Genomic DNA, 13327 nt, shown 5'->3' with positions numbered 1-13327 from the left:
GCGGGGGTGCAAAAGAGGCCGAGATGTACGAACCTAAGTGGCTACTGCTATATAATCTCACTCCAGTTGACTGGCCGGAATTTCAATGGTAAACTCCGCTCCCTGTCCGGGGGGCGAGGAGCAAGTGAGCTGTCCTTTATGCTGTTGCGCGACAATCTGATAGCTGATAGACAGTCCCAATCCCGCGCCGGTGCCCACTTTCTTGGTGGTAAAAAATGGGTCAAATAAACGCGAAAGGGCCGGCTCTGAGATGCCTGGGCCATTGTCGGCAATCCGAATCAAAACAGTATCTTTGGCGGTTAGCTCGGTGTGAATCCAAATCGCCGGGTGCGGGACATCTTCTTGGCCGCGCCCGGTGCCCGATGCCTTCTTCCCCTCCGCCAGAGCATCAATCGCATTATTCAACAGGTGCATAAAAACCTGGTTGAGCTGGCTGGGATAACAAGTCACTCTGGGCAATTTGCCATAGTCTTTGATCGCGGTAATGGCGGGGCGAGTTTCTGTTTCCGCGAGCCGGTGCTGCAACATCAGCAGGGTGCTGTCGATGCCTTCATGGATGTCCACCGGTTTCATCTCAGCTTCGTCCAGCCTGGAAAAGTTTCGCAGGGAAACGACCAGCTGCCGAATGCGCTCGGCTCCTCGGTGCATCGCACCCATCACATTGGGCGCGTCCTCTCTCAAAAAATTCAGGTCCAGATCGTTAATTTTATTTTGGATTCTGGGGGCGGTATTGGGGTATTCTTCTTGGTAAAGTTCGAGAATGCTTGCCAAGTCTTGAACGTATTGAGTGGCGTGAGTGAGATTGCCGTAGATAAAACTGATAGAGTTGTTTATTTCGTGAGCGATTCCCGCAACTAATTGCCCTACAGCCGCCATTTTTTCAGTTTGAATCAGTTGAACTTGAGCCGCTTTTAGTTCGGCGAGCGCCCCCTCCAGCTTGGCATTTTTTTCCTGAAGTTTTAGCTGGAGCGAGCGCAACTTAAGCTGGCTTTCTATTCGCGATATAACTTCTCCCCTTTGAAAGGGTTTGGTAATGTAGTCCGCCCCCCCGGCGTCGAAGGCTTTGACCTTATCCAGCACGTCGTCGAGGGCGCTAATAAAAATTACCGGAACTTCACGAGTTCTCTCGTCCGCTTTCAGTTTATGGCACACTTCATAGCCATTCATCTCAGGCATATTAATATCTAGCAAAATCAGGTCTGGCAAAACCATTTGACAGGCAGTAATAGCCATTGGCCCGTTCAATGCTTTGCGAACTTTGTACCCCTGTTCGTTCAGCATCGCCGTCAAAAGGCGCACGTTATCAGGCGTGTCATCGACGACCAAGATATTTTCCTTGGAAGTTTTAGCTAGCTCACTATTCATCTGAGTCTGACCTCACAATTATACTGCGAATATCATGTCGTTAAACTGCCGCAATTCAGTTCCCAATATACCACGCCCAAGGCCCAATGCCTGACAGAAAGATAGGATGGATATTTTACCTGACGTGATATAATTGATGCCCGTCACGAGGGGGAATAAAAATGTTACACTATGGATAGTATACCTCAGATTCGGATTTTTATTCCCCGGCTGGCGGAGCTCGCCTTCTTGAGCGGGAGTGTGTGTGGCTTCGGACGGTTCTGGGCGCAGGTCTAGTGTTTCCTCTCCCCCTCTTCCCCTGTTTCGGGGAGGGCGCTACAGTCAAGCGCCACCGCGCAGGATTGATTGCGCCCGCGCTCCTTGGCTTGATAGAGTGCCCTGTCCGCAGCACTAATCAGGGTGGCTGGCGATTCTGTATAGTTTGGCACTGTGCAAGCAATGCCTGCGCTCAGTGTAATATAATCGCTGACAGAAGATTGCGCGTGAACAATTTTTAGCTGCCGCACCTCTAAGTGGATAGATTCAGCCACCCGCAAGGCACCGTCTAAATCGGTATTAGGGAGGAGGGCGGCAAACTCTTCTCCCCCATAACGAGCGACTAAATCTGCTGGGCGCTTGAGGGCGCGACCGATCGCCCCCGCCACCAGCTTTAAGCAATCGTCACCCGCTTGGTGGCCGTAAGTATCGTTATAGAATTTGAAGCAATCAATATCGCACATAATGAGCGAGAGAGACAATGTGTCTCGCGCAGATCGCTTCCATTCTCGGCGCAAGGATTCGTCAAAGTGGCGGCGGTTGGCAATTCCCGTCAAGCTGTCAGAATCAGCTAAAAGCTGCAATTTTTCGTTGGCTTTTTGTAAGGCTTCCTCGGCACGGCGGCGCTTTTCAATCTCCTGAAGCAGCAAAGCATTTTGATCTTTCAGGAGCCGGTTGCGATCTTGAAGGCTGATTTGCAGCCGGCGCACCATCAGCTGATTTTCTACGCGAGCCAATACTTCTTCGATTTGAAACGGCTTGGTAATGTAGTCTGCGCCCCCGACACGAAAGGCTTTTACTTTGTCAAGCGCCTCATCTAAAACGCTGATAAAAATAACGGGGATGTGACAAGTTTTTTCAGAAGTTTTCAAGAGAGCGCAGACGTCATAGCCATTCATGTCGGGCATATTAATATCCAGCAAAATCAGGTCAGGCAAAACCGTTTGACAGGCAGTCAGAGCCATCTGCCCATTCAAAGCTTTGCGAACTGTGTGCCCTCGGCGCGTCAGCATGGAGGATAAGACGCGCAGGTTGTCTGGCATATCGTCTACCACAAGAATGTTACCTTTGGGTGGCTCGACTGGACTTTTACTCATTGTTTTCCCGGGGCTGTCCACTATAATCCCCCCCCAGAGGCAGAGGCGAACAGATAGAAAGCTATTTGACCACAAGTTTACAAAAAAGGGGGTTTAGTTGGGGGGGACTGCCAAGGATGTCTCTCCTGGCCAGCGCACTCATCTTTTTCGCGAGCTAGGCTGGCTGAGCTGATAAGAAGATGCGGGCCTTCGGTCGCGGCAATACCCACCATTAAACTGTCCGCATTGAAAGTCTCTCCACCCCTGTGCTAGTTATTTTAAACTGGTAAGCGATGTATTAATTATCGAGCGAGGGGGAATGGTAAAGTAAATAGTGGTTCCCACTCCCAGCTGAGATTCTACCCATATCCGCCCCCCGTGCCGGTCAACAATTTTTTTGCAGATGGCCATGCCGAGGCCAGTACCGGGGTACTTGTCACAGGAGTGCAGCCGCTGAAACGCCTCAAAAATGCGCTGATAGTCCTGGGGTTCTATGCCAATGCCATTGTCGCGGACGGCTATGAGCCACTCGCCGGCATTCTGCGCTCGGGCTGAAATCTCTATTTGTGGGGGAAGTGAGGGGCGGCGAAATTTAATGGCATTGCTGATCAGGTTTTGGAACAGCTGAATCAGTTGGGTGGGATTGCCCATTACTTTTGGCAGCTCTGAGTGGGTGATGCAAGCGCCGCTTGAGGATATCTCAGAGCGCACATTTGCCAGCGCCTGTTTGAGCAGGGTTTGGCAGTCAGCCGGCTCAAATTTTGCAGCGCCACTTCCCACTCTAGAATAGGCGAGCAAGTCTTGAATTAGCTGTTTCATCCTCAAACCGGCTTTGACAATCTCGCGAATATAGCGCTCAGCGTCCGCTCCGAGAAGGGCTTCATATTTCCAGGACAGCAGGTCGGCATTGCCCACGATAACTTGTAGCGGCGATTGCAAGTCGTGGGAGGCAATAGCAGCGAATTGTTCTAAGTCAGCATTGGAGCGCGTCAGTTCGAGGTTCAACTGTTGCAACTGTGCGTTTTGAACGGCAAGCTGGACGTGCAATTCTTTGAGTTCAGCGTTGGAGCGCGTCAGCTCTTCATTCAACACCTCCAGCCGCGCATTTTTCTCGGCAAGCTGGCGCTGTAGCTGGCGTACAGTCAGTTGGTTTGCGATGCGGGCTATCACTTCGTCAACCTGAAAGGGCTTAGTGATGTAGTCTGCACCACCGGCACTAAACGCTTTCACTTTGTCGGGCACGCTGTCAAGAGCGCTCAAGAAAATCACCGGCACCTCGCGAGTTTTCTCGGAAGCTTTCAGGCGCTGGCACACTTCATAGCCATCCATCTCCGGCATCATAATATCAAGTAAAATCAGATCCGGCAAAGCTGTCTCGCACGCATTCAGCGCTCTCGGCCCGTTCAAGGCTTTGCGAACTGCGTACCCCCGCTTGCTCAGTATGGAGGATAAAATGCGCAGGTTATCTGGCGTATCGTCAACCACTAGAATGGTGCCTTTAGGCTGAGCGACTGAATTTTCACTCATCATTTCGCCTTTACGGGAACTGTACACAACGAGATTACCACACTGGGGTGCGTTGTTCCGCAAGGCACCCTACTTGGGCGCTGTACAAAGGCAGGATGAACCCGGCACCCCAACCCCCTCCCCGCCTGCGGGGAGGGGGAGTAAGAGAGGGTTCTGGATGAGTGCAAAAAGTTCAATCATCCTTCTACTGTGCAGCGCCCCCTACTTGTGGGTGAGTCAGGGGTGAGGGGGATTGCGAAAACGGGAGGCTCCCGATTCACTCTCCCTCCGGTTGGGTCAAATTCAAAATTTTATCGAACTGGAAATTATTGGCTAAATCTGCTAAAACTTCCGCCAGCATGGCATTTTCAGGGGGCACCCGCTCCAGCAACTCCAAAATAATGTCATCGCTCCCTTGGGATGCCGCACTGTATAGCTCTTCCACCCATTCCGGCGACATTTGAGCCAACTGTTCGCTCAGGTCTGCAAAGGGCAAAATTTTTTCTGGGGTTGGGCTGGCCCCGCTTTTTTTGCTGCTCTGTTCTTCATAGATATATACGGCCCCCAGGTGCTGGCCAATTTTTGCCAAAAGCTCATCCTGTTGGAAAGGCTTGTGAATAAAATCATCACAACCGGCGGATAAAACCATCGAGCGGTCGTCCTCAAAGGCGCTAGCCGTCAGGGCAATAATCGCTGTCGCCTGACCTCGCAAGTGGGATTTAATCTGTTTGGTCGCCTCGTAGCCGTCCATCACCGGCATGCGCATGTCCATCACAATCAAGTGAGGCTCCCAACTCCCCCACACCTGGATCGCTTCTTGACCGTTCTCGGCTTCTCGCACCTCAAAGCCAATTGAGGCGAGGATTTGCACCAAGAGCAAGCGGCTCTCCAGGCGGTCGTCAACCACCAAAATGCGATATTTAGGTTGGTCGGGCGCTACAGCTGTAACCTTGCGCTGCGGCGGAATGGCTTGAACTTCAGTCGCCTCAATCTCCTTTATCTGGATGTCAAAAGTGAAGGTGCTTCCCACACCTACCGCACTGCGGACACTAATATCTCCCCCCATCATTCGCGCGAATTTTCGGCTGATGGGCAACCCTAAACCGGTTCCTTGCTGGGATTTCCGCCCCGTTTCTGTCTGTCCGAAAGGTTCAAATAACTTGTCGAATTCCTCTGGGTCAATGCCCGGGCCGGAGTCTGAGACTTCAAAGGTGATTTTGGATTTTGGATTTTGGATTTTGGATTTTGGATTTTGGATTTCGGATTGGGGATTTTGGCTCGGGAATTGGGGATTGGGAATTGGGGATTGATTGTTTGGCGCTGCCCCCGGTGCGCTGTGCCCCACTCTCACCCGCAAGGTGATGCCGCCCTTTTCCGTAAACTTGATGGCGTTTCCCAACAGGTTAAGCAAAATCTGGCGCAGTTTGCCCTCATCGGTGCGCACAAATTGGGGCAGGTCCGGGGCGAGGTCAAAACTCAGCGCTAGCCCTTTAGATTGGGCTTTGAGTTCTAGGATGTCTTTTAAGCTGTCGAGCAAGACAATTAAGTCGAAGTTCCTTTCATTCAACACCGTTATGCCGGCTTCGATTTTGGACATTTCCAGAATGTCGTTAATCAATTCTAGCAGGTGAGAGCCGGCGCGATTGATAATTTCCAGATTTTGCCGGTGTTCGGCACAGAGAGCCCCGTCCCCTCGCATCACTTGCGTAAAGCCCAAAATAGCGTTGAGCGGAGTTCGCAGTTCGTGGCTCATATTGGCGAGGAATTCGCTCTTGGCGCGACTGGCAGCAACTGCAGCTTCTTTTGCTTGTTGCAGGGCTTCCTCCGCCTGCTTGCGAACGCTGATATCAGTGAGGGTGCCGGTGACTCGCTGAGGTCTGCCGGCGGCGTCGCGCAGGCACTTACCTTTCACTTCCACCCACACCCACCGGCCCTCTTTGTGTCTCATGCGATGCGTGTGCTGGTAAACCGGTGTTTTGCCTTCCATGTGTCTGGCAAAAGTCGCGAGAGCCGCAGCCCAGTCATCTGGATGGGCGCTATCCGCCCAGGTGCTTAACTCCTGCGGCAATTCCCCTTCCCGGTAGCCGAGAATTTCCATCCAAACAGGAGAGTAATAAACCCGGTCAGTTCTTAAATCCCAATCCCAAATCCCATCCCGGGTGCCTGACACCGCGAGTTGAAAGCGCTGCTCGCTCTCTCTGAGGGCAGCTTCCGCCCGCTGGCGCTCGGCGATTTCCGCTTTGGCTTGCTCGAAAAGAGTGCATTGCTGAATGGCGATTGGCAGCTGCACGGCTAGCTGTTTCAGCGACTCCACCTCAAATTCCTGCCACAACCTCGGACTCCCGCACTGGTGGGCAATCAGCAGCCCCCACAGCTTTTCGCTGTGCGAGATGGGAACCGCCACGCTAGCTTTTACCTGAAACTGACTCAGGAAATGAGCGCCGCACTCGTTTGGGCCCGCCGCCTCAGTATTCTCTATGGCGCGAACGCAACCTTCCCGGTAGGGTGGTGGGCAGCTTTCCACAAAGCAGCTGTCTTGAATGTGAGTCCCCAGAGCGGATGCCCACCCCTCACCGACTGACTCGACAGCAACAACCCCGCTCCAGTCAGAGTAAAATTGGTAAATGATGGCCCGGTCTGCTGACAGAAACTGCCGCACTTCCTCCACCGCTGTTTGCAAGACTTCTTTCAGGTTCAGCGACTCCCGAATCCGCTCTAGCATCGCGCTCACCAGCCGCTGGCGCAAAAATTGCTGTCGCAAAGCTTCTTCCACCTGCTTGCGGTCAGTGATATCTGTAATTGTCCCGACGTAACCTGTAATTTCTCCTTCACCCCCGATTTCTGCCAGCGCCTGACCGATGACCCAGGCAATTGTGCCATCAGGACGCACGAAGCGATACTCGGACTTAAAGGGAACCCTTGCGCTAGCAGCTCGCTCCCATTCGCTAAAAACTCGCTCTCGGTCATCTGGATGGATGGGACTCGCCCACCCCGTTCCCGCAGCATTTTCTAGGGACAGTCCAGTAATCTCGCTCCAGCACTGATTGACGTAGAGGCAATTCCTCTGAGCGTCGGTGTTGATGATACACACCGGCGATGTTTCTGCTAAAATTTGATACCGGCGCTGGCTCTCTCGCAAGGCTCGCTCTATAGCCTTGAGTTCGCTGATGTCTATCAAATACCCCACATACTCGATGGGATTGCCAGCAGCGTCCCGCAGCAATTTCATCTGGCTGTAGATCCAGCGATAAGTTCCGTCAGCGTGCAGAAACCGGTATTCGTAAACAGCCAACTCCTGCTGGAAGGAATGCGGGGCGGCCAAGAGGATCTCCCGATCTTCTGGGTGGACGCAGCTCGCCCATAAATTGGCATTTCCCACGAATTCCCGCGCCTCATAGCCGAGAATTTCCCTGACATTCTCACTCATAAACGTCGCCGCACAATCGCCCCCTGTCTGGCAGCTAAATATGACGGCGGGACTGGAAGTGAGCAAGTATTGCAGGCGTTCTGTTACCGAGCGCAGTTGCGATTCCGCTCGTTTGCGCTCGCTGATTTCCACCACAACAGCCCCCACGCTTTCCGGGCGGTCCCTCTCTCCGGGAATGGGAAAGTAAGACACCTCCCAGTGACGGATAGCGCCCGGTTGACTGGGCACTTCTCCCGACAGTTCTAGGCGGACAACCGGTTTGCCGGTGGCCAGCACTTGCTGGAAAAGGGGTTCCAGAACCGGCGCGAGGGCGGGCAAAATTTCGCGGACAGTCTTGCCGGTGTAGTCTGAAGCCGACAGTCCATCAATTTCTGCCAGCGGTTCGTTGATTTGCACGAACCTCAGTCCCTGATCTAGGATAGACATTCCGACGGGAGCGTTGCTGAAAAAGGCATTGAGTCTGGCTTCCCGCAGGGCAATCTCTCCCTCTAAAACTTTGCGCTCGGTGATGTCGCGCCCTTCGGGAATCAGCAGTACCACTTGTCCGGTTTCGTCAAACACCGGCTTGATAGAAAAGTCAATGGTAATCACCATATCTCCCGCACCGGCAACCTCTGCTTCGTAACGGACAAATTCGCCGGCAGCAGCGCGGACAGCCGCTTCTTTTAGCTGATTTTGGGCTGCTTTGTCAAGTCTCCACCACGGCGTTTCCCAAAACGGAACCCCCACCACATCTTCAGCAGAGATCCCGGCAAAGTCGAGAGCCGTTTGGTTGGCTTCCAGCAGCGTGCCATCCGGCTGCATCAGCCCCATGAATTGGAACATCGAGTGGAAGATGGCGCGGAATCGCCTCTCACTCTCGCGCAGCGCTTCCTCTGCTTTTTTGCGTTCGGTTATGTCTTTGTGCGTCCCCGTCATCCGCACCGGCGCGCCGGCGGCATCCCGTTCCGTCACCTTTCCCCGAGCCACAATCCACTTCCACTCCCCCGATTTACTCCGCATCCGGAATTCCACTTCATAGATGGGGAGATCGCCCGCGACACAGGCATTCAAACTTTCCATGACTCCAGACGCATCCTCTGGATGGAGCCGCCGCACCCAGGACTGGTAATTGTTCTCTATCTCCTCTACTTCATACCCCAGTATTTTCTTCCACTGCGGGTCTAAATAAGCTTCTCCCGTGGCAATATTCCAATCCCAAAGCCCTTGAGCGCTGGCTTCCATTGCCAGATGAAACCGCTCTTCACTTTCACGCAAGGCTGCTTCGGCTTGCTTGCGCCCGATCGAGGCACCTAACTGGACCGCCACCGCACTCACCAGCTCGATTGTCCGCCGGTCTGGCTGGCTTTTCCCCTGCTTAAAGAAAACTAAAACCGCCAAGACTCGATCGCCGGCGAGAATCGGCACGCCAAACCCAGCTCTCAAGCCCACTTTGGCAGCCGGAAGCCCGCGCTCAAAAAGTGACTCTGGCTGTTCGGAAATATCTTCTATCCACTCTGGCTGCTGGGATTGCCAAACTCTTCCCGGCAACCCGGCACCGGCAGCAAAGGTGAGGGTTTCCCTCTTGCGCCGGAATTCTTCTAAACTCGGGTCGCGCCCGTACCACCCCCAACTGCACTCTAACACCCTGCCGCCCTTTGAAGTCAGCCACGCTTCCCCAAAATCCCACTTAATCGCCGCACAAATTAACTGCAAAATCACCGCTAGAGCGCTGTCTGTATCTGGGCTCTGGCTGGTGGCTCGCGCTGTTTCCAGCAGCAGGCGCAGTTCATTTTCCGCTCTCACGCGGTGAGTGATGTCCGTAACTGTGCTGATTGCGCACTCTTGTCCGTCCAGATCGATGAGTTCTGCTGACAGCAAGACTGACTTCTCCTCCCCACTGGCGGTGCGGATGTTCGCCTGACAGTTGCGAATGGATCTTTTCTCTCGCAATTCCTTGACACTTTCGGCGCAAACCGCTATAATATTATATATATCCAGCTCCAAGCCGGTGTTACCCATTACCCGGGCCCGAGGGGCGCCAAAAAACTCACAGAAGCTGTCGTTTACTTCCAGGAACCGGCCTTCTGGAAACGTGGTCAGCGCAATGGGGTCGGGACAGGCCCGAAATGCTGACGCTAATTTGGCTTCTGAAGAGCGCCGCGCCGCTTCCGCCAGTTCGCGCTCGCTTTTCTCTTGAGAGAGCCGCGCATTTTGCTCCATGAGTTGCTTTTGCAGCCGCCGGATCTTGAGCTGGTTCTCGACCCGCGCTACGGCTTCTCCCACATGAAACGGTTTCGTTATGTAGTCCGCGCCACCGACAGAAAAGGCTCTCACTTTATCGAACGTTTCCCCTTTGACGCTGATAAAAATCACCGGGATGTCGCGAGTTCGTTCAGAGGCTTTTAGCTGGGAGCAGAGTTCATAGCCATCCATTTGCGGCATCATAATATCCAGCAAAATCAGGTCGGGAGGTTCTGCCTGTGCCGCCGCTAAGGCCAAGCGCCCTTCCAGCACAGGTCGGACAGCATACCCCTCTTTAGTCAATACCGCACTTAACAGCCGCAAACTCTCTGGCCGGTCGTCAACCACTAAAATAATTTCTCTTTTTGCCGTTTTACAAGCACTCATTTTTCTCCCTTAGCCTCTTGAATCAAATTCAAAACAGCCGCGTAATTAAAGTTATCAACCAGTCCCTTCAGCGCCCCCGCTAAAGCTGCATTGTGCCGGCGGATTTCATCAAGTATATCAGAAATCACCTCTAAATTAATGCAGATAGTGGCCTGTTGCAGGTCAGCCAGCAATGCCTCTGGGAGGGCAGCCACGGCAGCCGGCGTCAGAGCCTGTGGCCGGTTCCCATCGCTCTCAACGAGCCGGTGGCGCTGGCTTGGCTGCCCGAGAGCCTCTCCCTGCGAGTCGTGCCGTCCCTCATAAATGTAGCGCACCCCCAAATGCTTTTGTGTCTGCTCAAGTATATCAGACTCCCGGAAAGTTTTTTGTAAAACATCGTCACAAACCCCCATATCGATAACCCGCGCTTGCTCTTCCGAGGTGCTGGCGATGAGAGCAATAATAACAGCTGTGGCTTGGCCTTTTACCGTCGCTTTAATCCGTTTTGCAGCTTCATACCCGTCCATCACCGGCATCCGCATGTCCATAAAGATCAGGTGAGGCTCCCAAGTGTCCCAGACTTCGATCGCCTCAACACCGTTGCTGGCTTCCTTGAGTTCAAACCTCAGGGGGGAGAGGACTTGTATGAACCACTGGCGATTCTCCCACTGATCGTCCACAATCAGAATGCGATAGCAAGGTTGGTTGGGTTCTGGGGCTATCGCTCGGCGTGACGGCTGTCCTGTTTCAATGTCAAGCGCCCCCACCGGCTTGACTTGAATGTCAAATTTTAAAAGAGTGCCGGTTGAGGTACGTTCAGCCGCCATCTCACCGCCCATCAGCCGGACGAAAAATCGGCTCACCGGCAGCCCTATGCCCATCCCCTCTCCCGCTCGTTTTTCTGTTGGCGTCAGCAGAGAAGCCTCAAAAATGCAGTTTAATTTCTCAGGCGGAATCCCCGGGCCGGTGTCTTCTACTTCAAAGATAATTGATCCTTGGGGATTCGGCCTTGGGAATTCGCCGCTGGGCCTTGGGGATTGAGAATCGAAATCTGTGCCCCATTCCCGATTCCCCACGCCCCATGCGCCACCCCCCACTCTCACTCTCACCCGCACGCTCCCAAATGGGGTAAACTTAATCGCGTTATCGATAATATTAACCAAGACTTGACGCAATTTTTCCCGATCGCTTCGCACATATTGAGGCAGGTCAGGGGCGCGTTCTAGAACAAACTCCAACTGCTTGTCGCGGGCGCGGTGGGAGAACAGATCCGCCAGATCCTCGAGCCACAAGTGAAGGTCGAAGTCTCCTTCGTTAAGGCTGGTGCGCCCCGCTTCCATTTTTGACAGTTCTAGCAGGTTTTCTATCCGATCCAGCAAGTGCTCACCACTGCGCTGAATGATGCTGAGATATTTTTGGTTTTCTGGAGTCAGCGTTTGGCTTCCGCGCACCAGCTGCCCAAACCCGAGGATGGTGTGGAGAGGGGAGCGGAGTTCGTGGCCCACATTCGCCAAGAAGCTGCTTTTGGCAAGGGATGCCGATTCGGCGGCGATTAAAGCTTGCTGGAGTTTGGCATTTTCTTCGAGCAGTTGCTTTTCCAGTAAAAGCCGAGCGCCCAGTTCCCGTTCCCTGAGGGCGATTTCCTCCTGCAAGCGAGCGTTAGCCTCACTTAATTGAGTTGTGCGAGCGTCCACCTGCTGCCGCAAGATTTCTATCGTAGCGTGCATTTCTAAGGGATCTATCGCTTCCAGAAGGGTGCTTTGGGTGAGGATGCCGGCCAGCATCCCCGCCTCGTCTATCACAACCAGCCGGCGAATGCGATGGCGTTCCATCAATTGATGGGCAGCCCACACAGAATCGTCCTTTTGAATTGGCAGCAGCGGGCAGCTCATCACTTCCTGCGCCCCGATTGAAGATAAATCCAACTCCATTGCCCGGAACTGAACGATGTCCCGTTCCGTAATAATCCCTACCGGAAAAATTCCCCCGCCGTCCCTCATTTCTGAAATCACCACGCAGCTAATTCGGTCTTCTGCCATTTTCTGCGCAATTCGCAAGAGGGAATCGGTTGGAGGCGATATAATTACATTGGCGCTCATCACCTGACTGACTGGTTTGAGCTTTAACAAGTCAGTGGGCTTGAGGACTTCTCGAATACTGCTTTGAGTGATAACCCCCAGAACTTTCCCAGACTCATCCAGTGCCGGCAGGTGCCGGATTTTATGCTGGCGAAATATCGAGATAACAGAAAAAATGTCTAGCTCTTGAGATACTGAAATGGCGACCGGCTCGGGGGTCATCACCTGACGGACTTCCACCCCTTCCTGCGGCATCATAGCCGCACTCATTTTCACGATATCCCGCTCGGTAAAAATACCAACCAACCGCTGTCCTTCCGCAACCAGCACACAGCTGTTCCGACTCTGACTCATGCGGGTAATCACTTCGGTGACTGGAGTGCTGGGAGACACCAGTAGGTGCTGCCGGTCAATGACTGCTGACTGAGCTAATAAGGGTTGGTTCAGGGAGCTATTTGATTGCATGGTTGGGTCTTAGGTATTAGGAATTAGGCACCCTGCTCCTATGGAGCCGCTTCGCTTTCCGCATTGGGGATGCCCGGATTTTGGATTGGGTATTGGGGATTGGGAATGGGGTTTTTCAGTATATCATACTGCCGGAAAGTTTTTTGGAAAACTCCGTCACCCACCGCCGCACTCATACCCCCCTGCTTTTCCTCTGATCTGCTGGCAATGAGAGCGCTAAGCTGTGGCGCATTTAATTTGCCCTATCCATCTCTATCCCCTCGTTCCCAGGCCGATACTGGGAACGCTGCTTTGGAGGCTCTGCCTCCTTTTCCCAATAAGCAGATTAAAAGCGGAATAGCTTAATAGCTGCTGTGGTTGACTAAAAGTTAATCGGGTGCCTAAGGGGATAAATTTCAGGTGTTTAGGCCGGTCTTCAACCTCAACCGGGGAAGTTATCGCCCCCTACTTCTATTATAGCAGTAGGCACTTAGGGAACTTCTCCCCACGCTTGGGTTTAGCCGGCTCCGCATACGCCTCAAATAAAGCATTATCTACCGCCGCCTCCTCACCTTATGATTTGAGCC

At 53.3% G+C, this 13327-nt stretch carries 5 protein-coding genes; all 5 read right to left on the bottom strand.

Annotated features, from left to right (window positions below):
* Window positions 1-57 precede the first annotated feature (57 nt).
* Window positions 58-1365 carry a hybrid sensor histidine kinase/response regulator gene (locus OSC10802_RS0106600; RefSeq protein WP_017715997.1) on the bottom strand — a complete coding sequence of 436 codons (1308 nt, stop codon included), beginning with the start codon at window positions 1363-1365 and terminating at the stop codon, window positions 58-60.
* Window positions 1366-1637: 272 nt separating this feature from the next.
* Window positions 1638-2717: a GGDEF domain-containing response regulator gene (locus OSC10802_RS0106595; protein WP_017715995.1), complete on the bottom strand. Its 1080-nt coding sequence runs from the start codon at window positions 2715-2717 to the stop codon at window positions 1638-1640.
* 252 nt (window positions 2718-2969) lie between these two features.
* Window positions 2970-4226, bottom strand: a complete 1257-nt coding sequence (locus OSC10802_RS0106590; protein WP_017715994.1) for an ATP-binding protein — start codon at window positions 4224-4226, stop codon at window positions 2970-2972.
* A gap of 253 nt (window positions 4227-4479) precedes the next feature.
* Window positions 4480-10239, bottom strand: a complete 5760-nt coding sequence (locus OSC10802_RS49005; RefSeq protein ID WP_017715993.1) for a PAS domain S-box protein — start codon at window positions 10237-10239, stop codon at window positions 4480-4482.
* Complete coding sequence (locus OSC10802_RS44035; protein ID WP_017715992.1) at window positions 10236-12761, bottom strand: CBS domain-containing protein; 2526 nt, start codon at window positions 12759-12761, stop codon at window positions 10236-10238. The genes OSC10802_RS49005 and OSC10802_RS44035 overlap by 4 nt, the downstream gene beginning before the upstream one ends.
* Between the last annotated feature and the right edge of the window lie 566 nt (window positions 12762-13327).

This window comes from Kamptonema formosum PCC 10802, assembly GCF_000332335.1.
Taxonomy (GTDB): Bacteria; Cyanobacteriota; Cyanobacteriia; order Cyanobacteriales; family Oscillatoriaceae; genus Oscillatoria.
The sequence above is the reverse complement of the archived record's forward strand: the minus strand, read 5'-3'. Positions and strand labels throughout refer to the sequence as shown.